This is a genomic window from Leptolyngbya sp. FACHB-8, assembly GCF_014695575.1.
Lineage (GTDB): Bacteria > Cyanobacteriota > Cyanobacteriia > Elainellales > Elainellaceae > Vacuolonema.
Genome location: NZ_JACJOO010000074.1, coordinates 83,364 through 106,620 on the forward strand (window position 1 = coordinate 83,364; position 23,257 = coordinate 106,620).

At 52.9% G+C, this 23,257-nt stretch carries 13 protein-coding genes; 10 read left to right on the top strand and 3 right to left on the bottom strand.

Annotated features, from left to right (window positions below):
• Positions 1-1,342 precede the first annotated feature (1,342 nt).
• A complete protein-coding gene (locus H6F91_RS20470; protein ID WP_190771611.1) occupies positions 1,343-5,089 on the top strand; it encodes a DUF4347 domain-containing protein in 3,747 nt (1,248 codons plus the stop codon).
• Positions 5,090-5,627: 538 nt separating this feature from the next.
• Here H6F91_RS20470 and H6F91_RS20475 read toward each other — a convergent pair.
• Entirely contained in the window at positions 5,628-5,879 is a 252-nt protein-coding gene (locus H6F91_RS20475) for a TIGR02450 family Trp-rich protein (RefSeq protein ID WP_190771610.1), read from the bottom strand.
• Between the two features lie 233 nt (positions 5,880-6,112).
• On the opposite strand from H6F91_RS20475, the gene upp reads away from it, so the two are divergent.
• The 5 genes from upp to H6F91_RS20500 all read left to right on the top strand — a co-directional run bounded on the left by upp (position 6,113) and on the right by H6F91_RS20500 (position 13,639).
• Positions 6,113-6,763 (top strand): uracil phosphoribosyltransferase, encoded by a 651-nt coding sequence (gene upp / locus H6F91_RS20480; RefSeq protein WP_190771609.1) that lies wholly within the window; start codon positions 6,113-6,115, stop codon positions 6,761-6,763.
• Between the two features lie 93 nt (positions 6,764-6,856).
• A complete protein-coding gene (locus H6F91_RS20485; protein WP_190789448.1) occupies positions 6,857-7,192 on the top strand; it encodes a hypothetical protein in 336 nt (111 codons plus the stop codon).
• 107 nt (positions 7,193-7,299) lie between these two features.
• Positions 7,300-8,211, top strand: coding sequence for an endonuclease/exonuclease/phosphatase family protein (locus H6F91_RS20490; RefSeq protein WP_190771607.1), 912 nt, complete (start codon positions 7,300-7,302; stop codon positions 8,209-8,211).
• A gap of 1,124 nt (positions 8,212-9,335) precedes the next feature.
• Positions 9,336-11,603 carry an SH3 domain-containing protein gene (locus H6F91_RS20495; protein WP_190771606.1) on the top strand — a complete coding sequence of 756 codons (2,268 nt, stop codon included), beginning with the start codon at positions 9,336-9,338 and terminating at the stop codon, positions 11,601-11,603.
• A gap of 365 nt (positions 11,604-11,968) precedes the next feature.
• Entirely contained in the window at positions 11,969-13,639 is a 1,671-nt protein-coding gene (locus tag H6F91_RS20500) for a pseudouridine synthase (protein WP_190789449.1), read from the top strand.
• Positions 13,640-13,918: 279 nt separating this feature from the next.
• On the opposite strand, the gene H6F91_RS20505 is transcribed toward H6F91_RS20500, so the two are convergent.
• Together H6F91_RS20505 and H6F91_RS20510 are read right to left on the bottom strand one after the other, a co-directional pair.
• Positions 13,919-14,725, bottom strand: a complete 807-nt coding sequence (locus H6F91_RS20505) for an inositol monophosphatase family protein (protein ID WP_190771604.1) — start codon at positions 14,723-14,725, stop codon at positions 13,919-13,921.
• 116 nt (positions 14,726-14,841) lie between these two features.
• A complete protein-coding gene (locus tag H6F91_RS20510) occupies positions 14,842-16,299 on the bottom strand; it encodes a BCD family MFS transporter (protein ID WP_347280065.1) in 1,458 nt (485 codons plus the stop codon).
• 368 nt (positions 16,300-16,667) lie between these two features.
• Here H6F91_RS20510 and H6F91_RS20515 point away from each other — a divergent pair, with 368 nt between their 5' ends.
• The 4 genes from H6F91_RS20515 (at position 16,668) to H6F91_RS20530 (ending at position 23,186) form a co-directional block, all read left to right on the top strand.
• Positions 16,668-20,225 (top strand): AAA-like domain-containing protein, encoded by a 3,558-nt coding sequence (locus H6F91_RS20515; protein WP_190789450.1) that lies wholly within the window; start codon positions 16,668-16,670, stop codon positions 20,223-20,225.
• Positions 20,226-20,384: 159 nt separating this feature from the next.
• The gene (locus tag H6F91_RS20520) at positions 20,385-21,044 is read left to right on the top strand and encodes a hypothetical protein (protein WP_190771602.1); all 660 of its coding nucleotides are present in this window, start codon (positions 20,385-20,387) and stop codon (positions 21,042-21,044) included.
• Positions 21,041-22,783: a vWA domain-containing protein gene (locus H6F91_RS20525; protein WP_190771601.1), complete on the top strand. Its 1,743-nt coding sequence runs from the start codon at positions 21,041-21,043 to the stop codon at positions 22,781-22,783. Before H6F91_RS20520 ends, H6F91_RS20525 begins: the two co-directional genes overlap by 4 nt.
• 28 nt (positions 22,784-22,811) lie before the next feature.
• Positions 22,812-23,186 carry a hypothetical protein gene (locus H6F91_RS20530; protein WP_190771600.1) on the top strand — a complete coding sequence of 125 codons (375 nt, stop codon included), beginning with the start codon at positions 22,812-22,814 and terminating at the stop codon, positions 23,184-23,186.
• Positions 23,187-23,257: the final 71 nt, after the last annotated feature.

Below are 23,257 nucleotides of genomic sequence, written 5' to 3' on the forward strand. Positions count from 1 at the left end.
TAAGAGTAATGCTTCCAGCCCTCCTGACGTGCTAACTAACGTGCCACTAGCAAGACGTGAGCCAATCTAGACCATCGTGTACTGAAGCTTTTAAGGGAGAAATTTTAGCAAGCACCATCCCTCGAAGGGTTATTTTTATGTGCGAAACACACGAAAAAAGAACTCTTAAAACAGTCCCTCGTACCTGATGGCTGAAGTTTACTGATGCTTGAAGATGCAGAACGCTTCGTCTTCCCCCAAACAAAACGATCTTCACATGCAAAGCCTAAGCTTTCATGAAAACCGTCACTACAGATTCACTGACTCTTCAGGCAAAGCAACGATCTTCCTTTAAAGAAGTATCGACAATGATACTTCGGGTACATCCCACTTTTGCAGATTGAAATCCCAGTTTTGTTAATGTGGCGGGCGAAGCCCGCCACATTAACAAAACTGGGATGCACCCGATACTTCTTACGTTAAGAAGCCGGAAGGCCCTCCGTATTTTCTTCTTCTCCTCCTCCATTACCAGATACTAATCTATAGGCTGAGACAATTCTGGAGAAAAACTTTTGTCGGCCATAGCACAGTAAATTAGGCTCCCAAAAACTGAATGGGTTGTTATGGCCCAAAATCTCATACTTGTCGCTATTTCCCTCAAGGCAAGGGGTTAAGTTTGCCGCCAAATACTTGCCTCAGCATTTCATACAAGGAAAAATAAAATCTGCTCACGGGGTCTTTCGGGCGAGCTTTGATATAGCCTCAGCTTTGAGAAGCCTTACGAGATAGGCAACGCCGCTTTCCCGACCGGATTGTGTCAACTAGCAATATAAATAGCTACTTATCGCCCGGAAGAGAGATGATGCATTCTAAAACTAACGTTACTAAACTTCTATTAGCTGAGCTCAGCAAATATTCAAAAAGTATTTAGATCAAATGAATAGAATAATTTAGCCAATTATGAGATTTTTATTTTTTACTGTTAAAGTTTGACTAAACAGTGAAAGTTTGAAGATGGCTTCATCTTTCCTCACACAGAAAGTAATCATTCTTGGGGTGCGTGTACGAGGGGACATCTACGCTATAAGATTTTGCAAATTAATTGCAAAAAAAACCTCGGAGATCTTGAATTTTTGACAAACATGAGCAACGAGAAATTCCTTTACAGCCTAACAAGGCTGTATCATAACGACGTTTCAGGGTGTGTTTTTATGAGTAACCGCCTTCACCAAAGTTACTCATTCAATCGTGAAAAGTTTTCTGGATTTTTCAAGGTTTCCTCAGACGGCATACAAATTCTGCCCCCTTGTACGCCGCCTGCTAAACCTTTCCTGCTCGCTATCTAAATTTTGAGGCGTCTATCGTGATTACCCAAGCTTCCCCTCATCTGCTGATTCTGGACCAGAGTGTAGAAAACTATGAGACGCTCCTGGCAGGTGTCTCTCATAGCTTTGATGTGATTCATTTGGACCCGAGCCTCGATGGTGTCGAGCAAATCTCCCTGGCTTTAGCCGAGCGAGTTGGGCTCCAAACGCTTCATATCGTCTCTCACGGTTCATCTGGCAGCCTTGCCCTGGGGAACAGCCCCCTAAATCGAATAACCCTGAATCGTTACGCCCCATCCATTATGGCTTGGGCCAAAGCTCTAGCTCCTAATGCCGAAATCTTCCTGTACGGCTGCAATGTTGCCCAAACCCTGGAAGGACAACAGTTCGTTAATGCCGTATCGGAGTTGACTGGAGCCGCGATCGCCGCCTCCACCACTCCCACTGGCTCGGCCCTCCTCGGGGGAACCTGGGACCTGGCCTACCGCACCGGTTCCATTCGCACCCCTCTCGCATTTTCAGCCCAGGCTCGGGAAGCATACCCAGCCGTGCTGGTTTTAGCCATACCCAACTTACTATATGGTGCTGCCATCTCAGGCGGTGGCACTAATACCGCCACCACGATTTACGAAATCGATACCGAAACGGGTAACGCGCTACAAAGAGGCCAGTTAATCGACACCAGGAATGGAGGATCAGATAACATTGGAACCTTTGCGATCGCTCGTGTCATTCAAAACAACGAAGGCCGTTTATACTTCATTGAAAATCAACCAAGTGCTGGCCTCGGTAATAACCCAGACCCACCACGCCGTATTGGTTACTGGGTTCCGTCAGCAACTGACCCCGCTGGGGTGACGACCATTCTTGCAACCATCCCAACGGGTTCGGGGATTGGCGATGTTCTCAAGATGGCCCAGTCAAGCGATGGAACGATTTATGCAATTGCAAATGCAACGGGTGGGTCAACTCTCTATACCATTAACAGTAATACAGGTATTGTCACACCACTGGGGGCTATCACAGGTCTTCCCAATGGCAGCGGTGACATGGCCTTTAACCCACAAAATCCCAACCAACTATTTGTCACCTCTTTAGTAGCTGGCAACGCTGCTGTACAGCTCTATAGAGTCAACCTGGCCACGTTGCCCACGTTAGAGGCACAACCAATTGGCTCAGCCTTGACTGAGGTGGGTTCGCAGGGGATTGGTGCTTTAGGTTTTGGGGAAGATGGCAATCTCTACATCAGCTCTACAGCTACCATCAATAACCAAACCGTCCGTCAGGTCTATGAAATAGACGAAACAACTGGCGCTATTGTTGGTGCCCCAAGAACTGTCCAAATACAGGGAGGCGGTGCACTTACAAATGATCTGAATGATTTCGGTAGCCTACCTACTCCAACACAGCAGATTAACCTGGAAGTCATTGCGGGGACTGACCTGCCACCAACTGTACGGGCTGGGCAGCAAATTACCTTTACGCTTCAGGTACGTAACACCGATCCAAATCTAGACGTTCGAGGTGCGTCGTTTACCTCCCTCCTCCCTCCCGAACTTACCAACATTACCTGGCAGGCACAGGGCGGTGCTGGCGTTACCTTCCCTGGTGCCTCCAGTGGCACTGGCAACCAAATTGACAACCTGGTTAACCTGAACGCCGGATCTACCGTCACCTACACGGTCACCGCAACTGTCGCTGCCGGAACCCCTGAGAATACAACCCTCACGGTATCTGGCCGGGCAGACCTCCCCCCCGGTCTTGTAGATAGCAACCCTGCCAACAACGTAGCCACCGATACCACTACCGTGGTTGATGAAGATGGTGGTTGCGTCGTTGGCACTCCCATTCTTGGCAATAGCCGCGCAAACCGCCTGGTTGGAGCCACTGGTATCATCGACACCATCCGAGGATTTGGTGGTAATGACGTACTGCTAGGGTTGGGTTGTCCCGACCTACTCATCGGGGGTTCAGGCAATGACACCCTGAATGGGGGCGCAGCCAATGACACCCTGAATGGCGGTGACGGACGTGACATTCTTACGGGTGCCATAGGTAACGACCGTCTGCTGGGTGCCAATGGCAATGATATTGGTCGAGGTGGTTTAGGCAACGACCGTCTCGAGGGCGGCAATGGTAATGACACCCTGAATGGAGAGTTGGGCAATGACTTCCTGAATGGGGGCGCTAATGAGGATAGGCTCTTTGGTAACGAGGGCACAGACCGTGTGTTTGGGGGCGGTGGCAATGACACCCTAGATGGTAATGCCGGAAATGACCGCCTGTTTGGTCAGGCTGGCAGCGATCTTGGCCGGGGCGGCGGCGGCAACGACTTCCTCAATGGTGGAAGTGGTACCGATACCCTCTTTGGGGGCGGCGGTACCGACAGCATCTTTGGGGGTATAGGTAATGATTTCCTCAGTGGAGATATTGGAAACGACCTGTTGCGGGGTGGTGATAATGCAGACCGCTTGCAGGGTGGTGATGGCCAGGATCAACTATTAGGGGATGACGGTGAGGATGTCTTAGCCGGTGGTGACGACGACGATATTTTGGATGGGGGTACCAGCAACGATTTGCTCGCTGGCGATAATGGCAATGACACGCTACGTGGGCAGGCAGGAAACGACACCCTACGAGGCAATGGTGGCACAGACACCATCTTTGGTGGCCTGGGTGATGACTTCCTCAACGGAGGTCTTGCTGATGACCAGTTGATCGGCAATGAGGGCAACGATCGCCTGCGCGGTGCCTCTGGAAACGATCGCCTCCGTGGGTTGGAGGGCAATGACTTCTTAAACGGTGGCACAGGCCTGGATACGATCAATGGCGGAGATGGTAACGACCGCATCTTAGGTGGCCTCGGAAATGACTTCCTGAAAGGTGGCTTTGGCGATGATGTGTTTGAATGCGGTGACGGAGACGATACCGCTAGCGGCGACACAGGCAACGACCGCATTTCAGGAGAGGCCGGAAGCGATCGCCTCAATGGAAGATTGGGGAATGATGTGCTGGATGGTGGTGCCGGCAGTGACAGCCTGAATGGCAGCCGAGGTCTCGATCGCCTGTTTGGACGAGCCGGAAGTGACCTTATCCTTGGGGCTCAAGGGACAGACACCCTGTTCGGCGGCGATGACAACGATACGCTGTTAAGCGGAACCCAGGATGACCTTGTATTCGGGGAAGATGGGGATGACAGTGTTGACGGAGGCCAAGGCAACGACTATCTGTCTGGTGGGCTCGGCAACGACAGTATCCTTGGCAGCACAGGCCGAGACTCTTTGTATGGACGGGAGGGTAACGACTTCCTGGAGGGAGATATTGGCCAAGATCTTCTGGCAGGAGGCGCGGGAGCAGATACATTCCAATTTGCGACTCCTAACCTAAATGAGACGATCTTCTCAGACTCAGTTGTTACCCAACCGGACCAAGTTGTAGATTTCGATCAGACCGAAGGCGATCGTTTCCGGCTCAGCTTTTCTGTGGGTGTCCTAACCGATCAGCCGAGTGCCTTGTTTAATGCTGGAACATTAACTGCAGATAGCTTACGGGCAGCAGTTGGTTTAGCCTTTGAAGATCGCAACTTCAAACAACCAGGTAAACAAACTGCCGTTGCCAAACATGCCATCTTCTTCCAATGGAATCAGCAGACGTATCTAGCAGTTAACAACTTCGATAAAGCCTTCAATGGTGGGCAAGACTTAGTGATCAACATGAACAATATGGTCTTTAAAGCCGGAGATTTGACCCGAGGTGCATTGACTGTGGCGGACTATTTTGCTTAAGGCAATGTTGCAGCCTCGGGTGACATCTGGGAGCATGGCGAATGGCGATCGCCATTCGCAATAGCCCACTCGAGCTACGTGTTAAGTGATCAGGAGAGCCTGGGACTTGGCTCCAGGCTCTCCTTTTGTCGTAACCAAACGTCAGTTCGGGATAAGCCGAACCGCCCATTATTGCGTGCGCGATGCGCACGCAATAATGGGCTTTTTCGAGTGCCGCGCTTCGCGCGGCACTCGAAAAAGCCCTTAACCCGAACTGAGGTTAACCAAACGATTGAAGTCCGATACGAATTCCGCCTTCGTATCGGAGCGGTCTCAGTACAGAACACAACCGCTAAAACCCAAGTTTTTCATTGTGGGGGCGAAGTTACGACAACAAGAAATCTCGGTTTAGTTGCGCATTGCGTGGCACTCGAAAATACTCTTCACTCGAACTGAAATTATTGGACCTCCTGCATAAGTCGGTTTTTAAGGAAGTGAATTGTTGCGCGGCAAAGCCGCGCAACAATTCACGCAGGCAGTTGATTGAAGTTGGCGATCGCTACAAAGGCATCTCAGAACCTGCTTGCTCCTGCAGAGACTTCCATCCCGCCTGCCAGAGACTAGCGTCTTTTAATTGCTTGGCACTCACCCAAAACCGCACCGATGGATCACAGGCAGCGACCATCTCCGCAAACACCCAGGAGCCTTCGTTTTTACGGTTCACCACCTGAAAATGTCGCCACCCCCAAGTTTCCTGGCGAGACGTCCATTTCGAACCAACAAGATAAGGAAACCGTTGTTTGCGAGCCATGATAGAAAACTCTGCTGGCAGCGTTGATCTATCTAAAATGGTACACTTTGAGGAGATTTGAAGCGTTGCTTTCCCGTGAGGTAGACCCACGTAAAATCAACGTTTGGCTACGCTTTTTGAGACGGCTTCTGACTGAGTGTTGATCGGCGAAGCGTTTACCTGGTGCCCTACTACAGGGCGCTACCTATCGGTGCTGTTATTCCGTTATCGTTTTACGCGATCGCCCCTGACTTATGGCTTTGCAACTGCGTGTTCATGTTCCCACCCACCCATTGATTCAGCACTGGCTGGGAGTTGTGCGAGATGAAACTACTCCCTCGGTACTGTTTCGCAGTGCTATGACCGAATTGGGCCGCTGGCTCACCTACGAAGCCATCCGTGATTGGCTCCCCACTGTCAGTACCGAAATCAATACCCCCCTGGCCCCTTGCCCGGCGACCTTCATCAACCCGGAAGTGCCCGTTGCGCTGGTGCCCATTCTGCGGGCTGGATTAGCCTTGATGGAAGGAGCACAGGCACTTCTGCCGCTGTCATCCATTTACCATATCGGGTTGTCTCGGGATGAAGAAACCCTTCAACCCCTCTGTTATCTCAATCGTCTCCCTAAAGCCTTTGCGCCCGAAACCCGTATCCTTATTCCAGAACCAATGCTGGCAACGGGGGGCACCATCGTAGCCGTGATGTCTGAGCTGACCGAACGGGGAATCGACCCCTCTATGGTGCGCATCATATCTGTGGTGGCCGCTCCTAACGCATTGCAATTACTAGGTGGACGTTATCCCGAAGTCATTATTTATTCGGCTGCCATTGATGAGGGGCTGAATGACCGGGGCTTTATCGTGCCAGGGCTAGGGGATGCAGGCGATCGCACCTTTGGGACGTGATAAACCGTTACTGTTCACCGCAAAGCCTTTGAAACTGCTGTAAGCTGTGGAATGGATGATATCCCTCCACCGCTCGTTTATCAGGAGAGGAGCATGAGTCAGCAAGACAACTTTTTAGGCGGGTTTATCCTGGGAGCCGTCGTTGGCGGAGCCGTCGGCGGCGTACTCGGTGTACTCACAGCCTCTCGGTTACCGAAGCAAAAACTTCAGGCCAAGACCGATGTCCTGGCTCGTCGCGCCCTGAAACGCCCCATCGAGAAGGGAGCAACCCCTCCCACGCCCCAAAGCATTGAGGCCGCCCGTCGGGGTTTGGAGGATAAGATTGCCCAACTGAATGATGCCATTGACGATGTCCGGCAAAAGCTGGGCACCGTAAACAGTAGCGCCGGGTTTGAAACGCGCGACGTGATGAGCGATCGTCCCGAGTAATTTGGCATTGTAACGGCCTAGAATCCCGACTTTGCCACACAAAACGCTGGTAAAGCCGGGATTTTGGGTTTCGAGAATGCCCATTCCTCTCATAGGAGCCCTGCGGTATGCGTGTCCGCATTGGAACGTTTAACGCTGAGAATTTATTTGCCCGCTTTCGGTTTCGGGATCAGGTTCTCCCCATTGCCCCGACTCAGCCCAGTTGGACGAGTGATGAAACTCGCTACGCCCCTTTCTCGGAACCTCGCCACCGCATCACAGCCGAGGCCATGGGTGCTATTCGAGCTGACATCTTAGGGTTGCAGGAAATTGAGAACCTACCAACCTTACGGCTTTTTTTAAAGCAATTTACCCTCTGGATGCCTGCGGAGGGCTATCCCTATCCTCTTGTTATTGATGGGAATGATCCACGGCAGATTGATGTCGGCATTGTCAGCCGTTTTCCTTTAGGAGCCATTCGCACCCATCAATTTGACCGCACCCCCGAGGGAGCTCATATTTTCTCACGGGATTGCCTGGAGGTGGAAATTTGCCTACCCCACGGCAAAACATTGACGATTTTCGTCAATCATTTCAAATCCATGGCAGAGAACCGAGACAGCACCATGGCGATTCGTCAAACCCAAGCAAAACGGGTCGTGGAGATTTTGCAGGAGCGGTTTGGCCCCGATCCAGGGGAGGCAGCCTGGGTGGTATTAGGAGATCTGAATGACTACCTCCCTTCCAAAGGCCTGGAACCTCTACTCAGCCAACCCTGGCTCGAAAATGTGCTGAATCGACTCCCATCAGCCGAGCGGTGGACCCATTACTTTGCTGAGCATGACACCTACAACCAGCTCGACTATCTACTCCTGTCACGCTCTCTAGCAAAGGCTAACCCTACAGCATTGCCCGAAATCGAACGGCGAGGGATGCCTGGACGAGCGACGAAAATTAAGGAAGCTCGATTTAAAGGCGTGGGCCACCGTAACCCCAAAGCTTCGGATCACTGCCCGCTTGTGATCGAAATTGATATATAGCGCTGTGCACGTTGGTTAAGTACGGTGATGTGGGGCACTTCGTGCCCCACATCACCGTTGCTGTACTTAACGCACTTGCACATTGCTATATAAGGATAAACACCCAAGCCATGCGGTAGTTAAGCAGGCAGCGTAGGCTTGCGTTTATGCCGTACCGCACCAGATCGGAAAGGGTTATGGATGCGTCAGATTACCTCCGTGCTGGAGCCGTTGATGCGATCGCTAGATTTAGTAGATTTTGACTCTTTTTTTGCTAATTTACGCTAGCAATAGAAGCAAGTCTTTTGCTCGATTTACCTTGGCTCTTTGCGATCCTTGAAACGAGCTTTTTATTGATGTCGTGGATCATCTCATATCACTTCGATGTGAAGAGACGCCTAATATTCTACATCCACCTAAGAAGGGCATAGAATATTAGGCGCTTCTTTAGATTGAAAAGACATTGGTGCTGTTTTAAGACTCTTTCCGGCCATATATAGGTGAGTACCTTTAGAACCTTAAAATGTAATCGACTGGACGGTAGCCTGAAAGTTTAGAACATGCGCTTTAACCGATCGCCCCAAAAACTACTACCAAAGTTAATTTCAAGCCATTACCTCTAAAACCGATCCGTTTCAGTGCCGAGCCTGTAAGGTTAATCAAGGGTAGAATTTTGCGCCTGAAAGGCAGGGAGTTAAGAAAAAACAAGTGTTCTTGTCCCATTTCTTAATGCTTACCCAGATTTAAGTTAAGGTTTTTGCTCTAATTACGTCCGGATCAGGATAGATTTTGAGGAAAGCTCATCGCCCTATTTATATAGACTAGGGCAGTAGTAGGGGGATAGCACTTTACACTGTCTCTCGTTCCCTGCCTTAACCCCAAATAAATGTGAGTTGAAGGATCGGGATGTGATCAGAAAGGGGGCAGAGCTATCACCTGATACGTATGATCAGTTGTGGAAAAAATAAACCCGGCAAAGGAAACTTTTGGGGTGCAATTGCATGATATTGAAACCCGGTAATTTTGTTTAGCGATCGCCAATTTTGTCGTTATTATTCTAGGTAAACGAATCTGACGAGCCGTCTGCCAGATTTTCGTCTCTGATGCCCACGTTGACCGCTTTAATTTTGATGAGGTAAAGCATCATGGAGTCCCTCGCCTATATCCACAATGCCGTTGCCTACGAAAGCAACGATCCTGTACCAGAGTTGCGACCGCTCCTGGCTGATTGGGAAATCCCTAGCTCTGCGTGGATTGCGACCTCCACATTAGTGATCACTCTACTAGTGACGGGAGTGCAGCAAGAGGCGATCGCAGCCGTTACCGGCGTTGTCCAAACGGGGGGCGCAACCCTCAACGTACGTAAGGCACCTGATGGGCCAATCGTCGGCACACTTCCCAACGGCTCTACCTTGCAATTGACCGGGCGCGCCCGAGATGGCTGGCTAGAACGAGCCGATGGCACCTGGGTTATGGCGCAATATGTGCAGCCACCGATGGATCAAGCTGCTGCTCCCAAGAGCGGCTCGCCCCAAGCAGCGCCCCAGGGCAACACAGCTCAGAGAACCACACCGGCGGGTGGTACAGCCCAGGCAGCACCTCAAAGCGGCAACACTTTCGTCGCCTATGCCCGCACTAACGGAGCTCCACTCAATGTGCGGAGTTCTCCCAATGGTGGTGTCATCAGTACAGTACCCAATGGCGGAGAGTTACGATTAACCGGGCGCAGCAGCAACGGCTGGCTAGAACGCACCGATGGTACCTGGGTAGCTGCACGATTCGTTCATGATACTCCTCCAGGTCGTACCGCCGCGACGACCCCCAAAAACGATACTGCGGTTGCCACAAATCCCAGCCCTAGTGCAGCCCAGGGAGGTTCGACACGGGTAGGCTATGTCAGCACAGGGGGCAACCCCCTGAATTTCCGGAAATCTCCGGGGGGTGAAGTAGCAGGCCGTTTAGCCAATGGGACTCAGGTTGAACTGACAGGCCGAGAACAAAACGGGTTTCTAGAACGGACTGATGGTACCTGGGTGCAGGCTCAGTATATCCAGTTCACTCCACCTGCGTCGCCCTCGCCTGCCCCTGCGGCATCAGCGTCGCCCAGCCCGGCTGCTCCAGCGTCGCCTGCCCCCGCAGCACCAGCGTCGCCTGCCCCTGCGGCATCAGCGTCGCCCAGCCCGGCTGCTCCAGCATCGCCTGCCCCCGCAGCATCAGCGTCGCCCAGCCCGGCTGCTCCAGCATCTCCGAGCCCAGCGGCCTCAGCATCGCCCAGATCGGCTCCTGCTACAGCTCAGTCCCCCAGACCGGCTGCCCCTCCCGCCCCAGCAGCACGCACCTCGGCTGCACCAGCAGCAGCGCCCAGTCCAGCCAGTGCTTCCCAGGCTACGGTCAGAACCAACGGCACCCCACTGAACGTGCGCAGTTCTCCAGGAGGGGCGATTGTTGGCAGTTTACCCAACGGGAGCGTGATTGAGCTCAGCGGCCGACAGAGTGGCAGTTGGACCCAACGGAGCAACGGTACTTGGGTGGCCAGCCAGTTTATTGGTCCCCAAAGCAGTGGAAGTGATGCTTCAGTTGCCTTTGTACGCACTAATGGTAGCCCGCTGAATGTGCGCAGTTCACCGGACGGCGCTGTAGTAGGAACCCTGCCCAATGGGGCACAGGTTGAGTTAACAGGTCGCCGCAGTGGCGAATGGGCACAACGGACCAACAGTACATGGATTTCTAGCAACTGGCTCTCAACCAGCGGCAGCGGTGGTAGTAGCGGCGGCAGCAGTGGTGGCGGCACCGGCAGCGATGCTAGCACAGCCTTCGTGCGGACCAATGGGACGCCGCTGAATGTACGCAGTTCGCCCGGTGGAGCCGTCATTGGGACACTACCCAATGGTTCGCAGATCGAGCTGAGCGGTCGTCGGAGTGGCGAATGGGTACAACGCACCAACGGCACTTGGATCTCCGGCACTTGGATTTCCACGAGTGGTGGTGGCACGACCCCACCCCCGGATCAGGGTGGTGATGCCTCGACCGCGTTTGTAAGCACCAATGGGACACCGTTGAATGTACGCAGTTCGCCGGGTGGAGCCGTTATCGGTACCTTACCGAGTGGTTCTCGGGTCGAGCTGAGCGGTCGCCGCAGTGGTGAGTGGGTACAACGGACCAATGGCACCTGGATCTCGGCCAACTGGATCTCCACCAGTGGTGGTAGTGATGGCGGTGTTGGCGGACCTGATGCGACTGCGGTCGTCACGACGAATGGAAACCCCTTACTGGTCCGGAGTTCGCCCGGTGGCAGCGTCATCGGCGAGTATGCCAATGGCACACGGATTACCCTCAATGGGCGCACATCTGGAAACTGGGTTCAGCTGAATAATGGTGGTTGGGTTTCTGGTGACTGGGTGAGCCGGTTATAGGTTACGGCGATCGCGCCACACCCCAGGAGAGCGTGGACTTTACGCCCACGCTCTTGCAAAATTCAGCTCTCTTTTTGAGGCCAGGATAACGAATCCCATAAAACCCGGATTTTTGTGTGGCAGCACAGGGGAGCCGTGCTTTCCACACAAAGTCCGGGTTTTATTTTGTACAAGATTCTCGGTGATGTATCAATAACAGGACTTATGCATTTGTGTTGTAGGTGGGGTGCTTCGCACCCCACCCACAACACAAATGCACTATGGATAGCGGGCTTGTGTAAGTCCTGAATAGAATGAGTGCAGCTAAGGCTGTATCTATCAAGTACGCATGCGTGGGGGATCACGCGTGGATTCAGGCATCCAGCATGGTTGAGTTTCAGACACTTTTGAGATGGGAGCATGATGGTGAGCGGGTCAGCAGCCATTCTTCCTACTGGTATGAAGGGCGTTGTCCCTATCGAGGCACGTTGTTGCGGTTGCCACGAACGGCGTTGGTAGAGGCGATCGCTCACGAACTCATGCAACAGCTTGCGGACGACCCCCGCTACTCTCGCGAGGGCAAAATGTATGGGGTGCTGCTTGTTGAAACGCCAACGGGACTTCAAGTCCTAAAGGCATTTTCTGGGCTGTTGAATGGCGAGAGCCAGGTAGCAGGCTGGCTGCCTCCCATTCCAGGACGCGAACACGTTGCTCAGGAAGAAGCCCGTACCCTGAGCCAATTGGAAACGATTAAGCAGCATTTGTTGACCCTCCAACATCTGCCAGAACGACAGCAGTATGCAGGGCTAGTTGAGGAATTTGCAACTCAGTTACAGCAGCTATCGCAGCAGCAGCACCCGAGAAAGCTGGAACGGCAGCAGCAACGGCAGATCGCACTCGACACTCTAGATGGTGAAGCCCTGGCGATCGCCCTTAACCATTTGGATGACCAGAGCCGCCGGGACGGTATTGAACGACGCAACCTTAAACGGCAACGGGATGAAGCATTGCGATCGCTCAAGCTCACCATCGAAGCAGCCGATGCCCGCATTCGGGAATTAAAACACGAGCGCAAAGCCTTATCCCAGCAGCTGCAAGCCCAGATGCATGCCGTCTACCGCCTCACGAATTTTGCCGGTCAATCCTTAACCTTGCAGGATGTGATCACCCACGGGGCAATTCCTACCGGAACAGGTGATTGCTGTGCCCCAAAACTTTTACATTACGCGGCAATTCAAGGTTATAAACCGCTATCAATGGCGGAGTTTTGGTGGGGGCCGTCGACATCCAACGGAGACAAAGTGCAGGGAGAGTTTTATGGAGCCTGTGCGGAACGATGCCAGCCATTGATGGGATTTTTATTATCCGGGCTATCTGGAAAGGGCTCCTTCATGGCGGCGATCACAGGTGAGAAAAGTCGTGATGCCAACCAATCCCTTCACACGATATATACGGATGAATGGTTAATCGCTATCAATAAACCGGCTGGATTGTTATCTGTGCCAGGGCGAAGCAGCGATCGCCAGGATAGCGTCCTCAGCCGTCTCCAATTATGCGAGGGAATGGGTCTGATTCCAGTCCATCGCCTCGACCAGGATACCTCTGGCATTCTCCTGTTAGCCCGTGATTTGGACACCTATCGTCATCTCAGCCGACAGTTTCAGCAGCGGCAGGTTCACAAAGTATACGAAGCCCTACTTGTAGGCCATCCCGAAGCCGAGAAGAATGTGATTGAGTTACCCTTATGGGCGGATCCGAGCGATCGCCCCTACCAAAAAGTTGATGTGGAACGTGGAAAACCCAGTGTTACCCATGTCCAAATTATTAGACAGGATGCAACAACAACTCGTGTAGAATTCATCCCCCTCACGGGGCGTACCCATCAACTACGAGTTCATGCCGCCCATCCAGAAGGGCTAGGGGCACCTATTTTGGGCGATCGCCTCTATGGAACATCCTCACTTGACAAAAGACTCCACCTACATGCCAGAGAATTGCGTTTTCAGCATCCCCACTCTGGCAAATGGATTCATCTAAAAACTGAGACCCCATTTTAATTAACCTGAGTTCGGGTTAAGGGCGTTTTCGAGTGCCGCGCGTTGCGCGGCACTCGAAAACGCTCATTTTGGCGTGCGCTTTGCGCACGCCAAAATGAGCACTTCAGCTTATCCCGAACTGAGGTTAATTAGGACTTAGGGAACGCCTATCAAATCCGCTTGAATAACCAACCATAAAAAGAGGTGGTGTCGCGCTGAGCGCCACACCACCTCTTTTATAAATGGGATTCGTCCTGGCAAAACTGGCCTAGCCAGTTCTGCCCCAAAATTCAAGGCCCGTTATCGTACAATTTCCTGAACCAATGGGACAAACGTATCGACTTGTTTTTCCTGGTTCACAACCAGCGTAGGGTAAGGCTTTCGACCATAGTCCTCACCCGGCACCAGGGGAAAAATGGGATCATTGTTGAGAGCGTGCCAGGTTGCCCCAGCCGCCTGGGCGATCGCCCACACCGCTGCGATATCCCAAATCTTGGGCGTAGCCTCCACGCCACCCAGAGCCGCTCCCGCTGCCACTGTCAGCAAGTTATAGCTCGCCACACCCAGCATTCGAATCTTGCAGGGAAAAGGCTTTTGCATGACTGTTGTACTACGAGCACAGAGGTTAAAGAGCTGATTACCGGACGGCTCTGCGGTGCTGGCATGAATCGGTTCACCATTACAAAACGCCCCCGTTGGCCCCGTTAAACCAGAGTTGCCATACCAGTAGCCATAAAAGTGGGCTCGGATGGGCGGCACATAAATATGACCAAACACAGGAGTGCCTTTGTACAGCAGCCCCAACGAAATTGCCCACAGGGGAATGCCCCGAGTGTAGTTCGTCGTGCCATCCACGGGATCGATCACCCAGCACCACTCCGTATCCGGAAAAACGTGAGTGGTTTCTTCACTGAGAACACCGTGTTCGGGAAAGGCTTGGGCGATCGCCTGCCGCAGGGTTTCATCCGCCCACTGATCGGAACGAGTAACCAGGCTGCCGTCGTCTTTTTCAACACCCTGAACATGACCGAAGTCTTTCAGGAGTTGTTCGCCAACGGTGGTGGTCGTGGTTTGGGCGAAGGTTTGAATAGCGTTCCAGTCGGGCATGAGGATGGGCAGTGGTAAAGGGAACGTAGAAGCGTGGGTTAGGACGTGCTTTAAAGCTAGCGAAAGGGAGCATTATTTGTGCGCTATGGGCACAAAAACGGCTTGTCAGACAGGCCCTAGTCCATGTCGCTAGCGATGGCCGCCGCAATGGCATCTTTGGCATCAGCCTGAAATTCCTGGATGCTGACTCGGCTCAGGAGGAAGATGGCAACGATCATGCCAACAGCCTGGGTCAGGAAAACGAGGGTATAGGCAGGGAGAACGCTGGGGCTGGAGGCAAAGAGCGATTTGCCCAGGTCAAGGACGCCACCGCCGAGAAGAGTTGCGCTACCCCGGGCGATCGCCTGAGCCAGACCCCAGGCCCCGATGAAAGTGCCTGCGGTTTCAGCAATGGTCAGGTCTAACATGAGAACAATCGCCCCCAGGGTCAGAATGCCGGAAGCAAGGCCAAAGCAAAAGACAGCGGCCATCAAAAATGGGGGCTGTCCGGTGGTGCCCGAAAGGGCAATCATTCCCAGACAAAAGGCGGCCCAGAAACAGCCAATTTTGACGGTACGCTGCTTACCGATGCGGGGCACGATGAAAAATCCGGTCAGAATAATACCGATCAGAGTACCCATGCCAAACGCAGCATTAAGCTGGGTCGTCTCAGAGATGAGCATCCCAAAAACCTCGCCACCATAAGGTTCGAGGATGGCATCCTGCATGAATAGGCTAAGGCTCAGCACCAGCAGGAAAGAGAAAAACAGCCCTGTTTGGCGGCTGGCGGTGAGAATGCGTAGAGCACGACGTAGGGTAATGCCGTCTTCCCGGTTTCGCAGGGAGGAACGGCTGGTCAGACGGGAGTATTTGCGCTCAATGCCGTAAGTACTGGCGATCGCCAATATACACACAATAACCGGAGCAATGATAAACAAGCGATTAATTGACGCTTGCACCTGGTCTACTGATGAGTTGAGTGCCAGAGATTTGAGCACGATGGAGGTGATGATCACGCCAACGATAATGCCAACCATCAACATGGCCCAGCCAATACCGATGAGGCGCGATCGCGTCTTATCATCGGACACGTCCACCAACAAAGCGGTAAAGGGGGTGGATGTCGCACTCAGCGCCAGACCATATACCGCAAACACCAGAGCTAGCAAGGCGACCCAGGGATAAGCATGGCTGCCCCAGCCCAGATTGGCCATGCTGGCATTCAGCTGCCAAACCACCTGCACGGCGATAAAAGAGGTGATGGCCATGGAGAGAATACCCAACCAGATGTAGCCGCTGCGGTGGTACCCCAGTAATGGTTTCGAGTCAGACAATTGCCCAAACCAAACGCGAGCAGGTGCCATGAATTGATGAACGGCGATCGCCCCCGCTGCAATTAGCGCCGGTACTTGCAACTCGTCAATCATGACCCGATTCAACACCCCCAGGGTCAACAGAGACATAATCCCCAACCCCATATTGAAAATGCCTAACCGCAACATTGTCAGCAGGCCGATTGTGGGAAGTTGGTCTTCCGAAACTACACCCTTCTGCAATGGGTCAGATGCCGAATCTAAAAACTCTTCTCGTGCCATTTTTCCCTCTTACGCCCGTGAAAAGCAGTTGTCTCAATCAAGATGTTATCGAACTCAATCCTAGGATAGAGGGTTACCTCCAGGGCCCGTTTTAAGAGTTGTTTTTTCGCATGGGAAGGTATGCAGGCTTTGATGCAGTTTCAAGGCATATCCTAATTTGGCGGAACCTGGTTGTGATGAGTACCTGTTAGAGATTGTTTTTCTTGCTCAAAGCGCAAGAAAAACAATCTCTAACAGGCATCTATTTGTAACGCTGAGCTTGTGAGCACTCCAATTCCAAAGAAACTCTCACAATTTGCGAAAGAGTCGTCCATGGAGCGTACAATCGAATCCTTCAATTGGCGTTCTTAGCCACATCCTGACGCAGTATGGCCTACTCATCGTGGTATCAGGTGGGCGGCAGTTTGCCCCTGGATGCACCGACCTATGTGGTGCGACAGGCCGATACGGTGCTTTACGAGGCCGTGCGATCGGGAGAGTTTTGCTATGTGTTGAATTCGAGGCAGATGGGAAAATCGAGCCTGCGAATTCGCACAATGCAGCGGTTACAGGCGGAAGGCGTGGCCTGTGCAGACATCGATCTAAGCGAGGTGGGAAGCCAGCAAATCAACCCCGAGCAGTGGTATTTAGGGCTGACTCGCAGCATTGCCAGTTGTTTTTCATTGTCCATCTCATCGCGTAAGACCTTGTTTGAGTGGTGGCGATCGCTCGATCTGCTTTCCCCAACCCAACGCCTTAAAGAATTCGTCGAAGCCATTCTGCTACCGGAAGTTGCCTCAAAAATTGTCATTTTTATCGACGAAATCGACAGCGTTATCAGCCTCAACTTTCCCGCCGATGACCTGTTTGCCTTTATTCGTGCTTGCTACAACAATCGCGCAGAGCATCCCGAATATCGACGGCTCACCTTTGTGTTGCTGGGAGTTGCAACGCCTCAAGATCTGATTGCTGATCGCAGTCGCACACCCTTTAATGTAGGGCGCGCCATCCCGCTCACCGGCTTTCGGTTAGATGAGGTGACCCCACTTCTAGAAGGCATGGTTGGAACGTTTGAGCAGCCCTCCTGGGTCATTACTGAAATCCTTTCCTGGACAGCCGGACAGCCATTTCTCACACAAAAACTATGCAAGCTTGTGACCAGCGCCTGGCAGGCTGAACCACATCCAGTTCCCTGGCACGACCCACCCAATGCCGCGCTATCCCTCCGCATTTGGATTGCCCATGTGGTGGTGGAGCATATCGTTGAGAACTGGGAGTTTCAGGACGAACCCGAGCATTTGCGAACAGTGCGCGACTTCTTATTGTTTGATGAAGAGCAGGCCAGCCGCTTACTTGGGGTCTATCAGCAGCTCTGGCAGCAGGGCTTTTTACGCGAGGACAACAGCCCCGAACAGTTAACTTTGCGGCTAAGCGGATTAGTCGTTAAGCACCAAAACGATCTAAAAATCCAAAATCGCATCTATGCCACGGTGTTTGATAACACCTGGGTGGAGAAGCAACTGGCCGCTCTGCGCCCCTACGCCGAAGCCCTTAACGCCTGGGTCGAGAGTGACTGCCAGGATCGATCGCGCCTACTCCGGGGGCAAGCCTTGCAGCAGGCCGAAACCTGGGCTATCGGCAAGAACCTGAGCCCAGTGGACTATCAATTTCTGTCCGCCAGCGAGGAGTTAGCCCGGCAGGAAATGCAACAGGCTCTCGAAGCCGAGCGGGTTAAAGAAGTAGAAGTCCGTCTGGCGCAGGAGCGCACCGTCGCCCGATTGCAGCGGGGCATTCTAGGGGCCGTGAGTGTAGGGTTAGTGGTAGCGATCGCCCTCGGTTCTCTCACCTACCGCCAGTATCAACGCACGCTAGCACGAGAAGTGGAGGCGATCGCCCAATCCTCCGAGGCACTCTTCGCGTCCGATCGCCATCTGGATGCGCTGATCGAAGCGATTCGGGCCAAGCGCAAGCTCACCCATTTAAAGAGCGCATCCTCCGTTCTACAAGAGCAGGTGGATAAGGTGTTGCGGCAAGCGGTTTATGGTGCAACGGAATACAATCGCCTATTGGGTCACCACTCCGAGGTGAACTTAGTCCGGTTCAGCCCCAATGGGCACTATTTGGTTTCGGGTGCTCAAAATAGAACCCTGTCTATCTGGAAGCCGGATGGCACACTCGTGAAGAAGATCAGCGGCTTTACCAGTGAGACCTATGCCCTCGCCATTAGCCCCAATAGCGAGGTATTTGCCGCCGGAAGCCCCAATCGTCTTGTAAAGCTGTGGGATGCTCAGGGAACCTATCTTCAATCCCTGGAAGGACATAACTCTAACGTCTGGGGCATCCAATTTAACCCCGATCGCTCTCTCTTGCTGACTGCCGGAGCCGATGGCTTGATTATCCTCTGGAAACAGGGTTCTGACGGTCGGTATCGCCACTTCAAAACCCTGACTGAGCATGGGGCCGCCATTTTCTACCTGACGCTGAGCCGGGATGGGCGATCGCTCCTCTCCGGCGGCGAAGAAGGCATGTTCAAGCTTTGGAGGTGGGATAATACCGCTCAGACGTTCCGGGTTGAGCGCACCTTTCAAGGGCATCAACAATCCATCCTGGCTCTGGCCTTTAGTGCTGATGGCAACTATCTATTTTCTGCCGGCCAGGACAAAGTGATCCAGGTTTGGCAGCGGGATGGCACCCTTGTTCGAACCCTGGTCGGGCATACCGGAGCCATCTGGGGGTTAGATGTGAGCCGAGATGGAACATTTCTGGCTTCCAGCAGTGTGGATAGCACGGTAAAGCTCTGGGCGATCGCTGACGGTAACTTACTGAAGACCCTATCGGGACACGATGCCCTGAGTTGGGGGGTCTCCATTGCCCCTGACAACAATTCCATCGCCGTCGCAACCTACGACCAGAGCATTCACCTCTACCGGAGAGAAAACCCTCTTTTGCGTACCCTTACCCATTCTCAGGACACCTACACGCGGCTGGCTTATAGCCCCGATGGCTCTTTTGTGGCCGTGGGCAACCTGGAGGGTACTGTGCAGGTTTGGAAACCCGATGGCACACTCCTGCATGTCTTGAAGGGCCACGGAGCCGAAATCTGGCAAGTCGTCATAAGCCCCGATAGCCAGCGCATCATTTCTGGCAGCCTCGATAAGACCATCAAAATTTGGGATGCCAAAACGGGGCGTCTTCTACACACCTTGAGAGGTCACAATGATGCCTCCTGGGGAGTCAATATTAGCCCCAATGGTCAGCTCATCGCCTCGGGTAGCCTGGATCAAAGTATTCGCCTATGGGATGCAAACACAGGGCAATTCTTGCGCGCTCTGCCCGGTAACAGGAATGGGGCGGGGGAGGGCCATACCGATGCAGTTTGGGGGCTTGCTTTCAGCCCGGATGGACAATTTCTCGCCTCCAGCAGCACCGATCGCACCATCAAACTTTGGCGGCTACAGGATGGAGCCTTGCTCAGGACGTTGAGAGGGCATGAAGATGGTATTTGGACTCTGGATTTTAGCCCCAATGGTAGGCTGCTGGCATCGGGTAGCTTAGATGGCAGTGTACGACTGTGGGACATGGCAACCGGAGAGGTACGTCACACCCTTCCGGGAACGATGGCTATCTATAGTGTGGCCTTCAGCCCCGATGGAAAAACGATCGCCTCCGCCAGTATGGATAAGACGGTGAAGCTCTGGGATGTGGAAAACGGCACCCTGATGCGCACGCTGAATGGACATAGCTCTGGGGCAACAGGGGTAGACTTTAGCCCGGATGGAAAAATGCTTGTGTCGTCATCCATTGACAAGCAAGTGATTTTGTGGAACCTGGAACGGATTCGTAATACTGACTTGCTGCAATTTGGGTGTGATTGGGTTCGCGATTATCTACGAACCAGCGAAGCTGTGGAGCCGAGCGATCGCACTCTTTGCGACCAGCTTCCTTAAGCGAAGTTGTTCAAACACAAGCGTTCTGCATAAGTGCTAAACGCAAGGTGCTATGTACCCATAGTTCAAGGTGTACGGATTGTAAAATCATGTACGTCTTTCCCACAGCAGGTTCGACCTGACGAGTACAGTAGATTCACCATCCTCTCGTTTTCGGGTATGCCATTGTTGCAGCATCTTTTGCGATCGCCCCAGACCTATCTGCTCCTGGTGGGGTTGGGGTTGGGTTATGGGGGGCTATTGCACTGGCAGGGAACACGGCCAGTCGTCTGGGTGTGCGGTGGGGCGATCGCTCTCATCACTCTGGCGGCCTGGATCTGGCAAAATCGCCCTCAGCCCCAACTGGAAGGAGCTACCGATAATCTGCTAGACCCCGTTGTCTTTCGGGAGCGCCTCAAGATTGTGGAGCGGCAACTCCCCAATGCTGCACAACCAGAATGGACACAGGCGCAGAGCTGGGCGTTACAAATTCAGCAATCTGCAGAAAGCATTGCCCAACGGGAACCCAGCCTCACCCCCGATTTACTGGAAGCATTGCACACCGTTCTCGATCTATCAGGACAAGTGGCCGGAGCCCTGCAAGTCACCCAGAAGATTCAAACCGAGAGCTATCGCCAGTTAGCGCAAGAACAATTGGCTAAGAGTAGCGATCGCCTTCGCGAAACCTGGACGCAGATGCAACAACTGCAAGATCAACTCGCCCTCTCGGCCCTGGAACAACAGGCGGCCCAGACAGAACCGCTCCCGGCCCAACTGCGCCTGTTAATTACCCATAACAAAACCACACTTCAAACTTCAGACCATCCTCCTGCCCTATGAAATCCTTCGTCAGACGTTTCCGCCTGTGGTTTTTGCTCGGAGTTTGCCTCAGCCTGCTGTTCGCCTGCAATGGGGATTCGCTACCCAAGGTAGACTCTTTTGACTCCGCTGAGAAGGTACTCCAGAGCAACATTCTCCCCAACATTCAGGTTGAGGATGCATTGGTACCGGATGCGATCGCCGCTCAGTACACCACCGATCAGATTGCCGAACCGCTGCCCAAGCCCGACGACTATCCGTTGTACGCAGCACAACCGTCCACGGACCCACAAACGGTTTATCTGGAAATCTATAGCTCCAGTGAAAAAGGCAACGCAAAGCTAGAGGATGAACGGTGGCTCGTGGATGTTGCCGATGCCTTTAATGCCCGAAAAGAAAAAGTGGGTTCAGGCCAGGTCGTGCAGGTGGGCATACGCAACATCCCCTCAGGATTAGCCAGTCAGCTGCTAGCAGCACAAGCCGTCAAACCTGCGGGTTTTACCCCAGCGAACGACCTCTGGCTTAAGTTGCTAGACAGTCAAAAGGTCAAATTCCAATCGATCGCGCCGTCTCTGGTACCCAACCATGCCGGATTTGTGGTGGATGACAAAACCTATCAAGGGTTGGCATCCGGAGGTAATGTAACATTCGAGCGCTTGCTGGATGCCATTCTCGGTGGGGAGATGACCATCGGCTATCCCAACCCCTACGCCAGTTCCACGGCTCTCAATCTGCTCTATACCATTTTCTGGCGAGCCGCAGGACACCACCAGGACGGCAAGCCTCTGACCGCTGCGGATCTGAAATTACCGCAGGTCACATCGGTTTTCGACACGTTTCAGAAACAGGTTCTGGTTACGACGCTGACCGCTCCTGACCTGCGCGATATCTTTGTGCGCGATCGCACCAAACTCCAGGCGTTCCCACTCGAATATCAAAACTATGTGGGATTGAAGAAGCTACCGGACTTTAGCCAGACCGTCTTTGTCCCATTTGGCGTGCCTCATAACAGCCCTTTAGTAGGCTTTGAGTGGAATACTCCAGCCCAAAAGGAGGCGCTGAAAAAGTTTGCCGACTTTGCCCTCAGCCAACCCATGCAGGACCTGGCAAGCACCAAAGGCTTTGAGCAGGCCAGCGGCCAGCAGCAACAGGAACTCTCTTCCCCTCCCGGAGATGTATTACAAGCAGCTCAGGCCTTCTGGAAAGAACGCAAGGATGGTGGCCGAACGGTCTACATGATGGTCGTCATCGACTCTAGCGGTTCCATGGAAGGTGAGCGTCTCGCAGCCGTGCAGGAGGGACTACGGATTGCCACGAAACAAATTAATGCAGGTAATCATGTCGGCCTGGTCAGCTTTGGCGATCGCCCCCGTCGCCTGGTCAACATGGCCCCTTTTGATGAGATGCAGCAAAAGCGCATTCTGGCCGCTGTTGATTCTGTCGTAGCCGATGGTTCAACAGCCATGTATGACGCTTCGCTGATCGCTCTATCAGATCTCATGGCTCAGAAAAAGAATGACCCCGATGGACGCTATTACCTGTTGTTATTAACTGATGGCGAAGTGAACGCAGGCCACACCTTTGACCAGATCAAAGACGTCCTGAAACATAGCGAAGTGCGGATTTATCCCATTGCTTATGGCGAGGTGAACCAGGGAGAACTGCAAGCGATCGCCAGCTTGCGGGAATCAAACGTTCAGGCAGGCAACCCACAAAACGTGGAGCAACTGCTACGGGGATTATTCCAAACCAATTTGTAATTTCCAGCATTTCCAAACGCGAGGATTTATGACCCAGATAAATCGCAAATTGTTGGTGACCCTGGGATTGAGTTGGGTGGGTTTTGCGATCGCCGGTCTCCTGATCACCCTGCTCTTTCCCATTCCCACCGTTGCTGTGCTGATCGATCGCAGCTATTGCCCACCCGATGCCTGGAAACAGGTGGTGCAGCAATACGATACCCTTTACAGCCAACATCAGCAAAAGCATCTCAAAATTCAACAGGTTGTTGTCTTTAGCGACCTGGGAGAAGATGTTCTGCCTTCCATCCCATCCGGAGATGAGATTCAAGCGCTCTCAACCTATGGACGGCAAAATTTGGATCATCGCTCTCAACTGGCGACTCAATACCCCAACGCTCAACTACTCTCTTGCCCAACTTAAAAGTCGTTTATAGCAACGTGCGAGTGCGTTAAGTACAGCAACGGTGGTATGGGGCACGAAGTACCCCACAC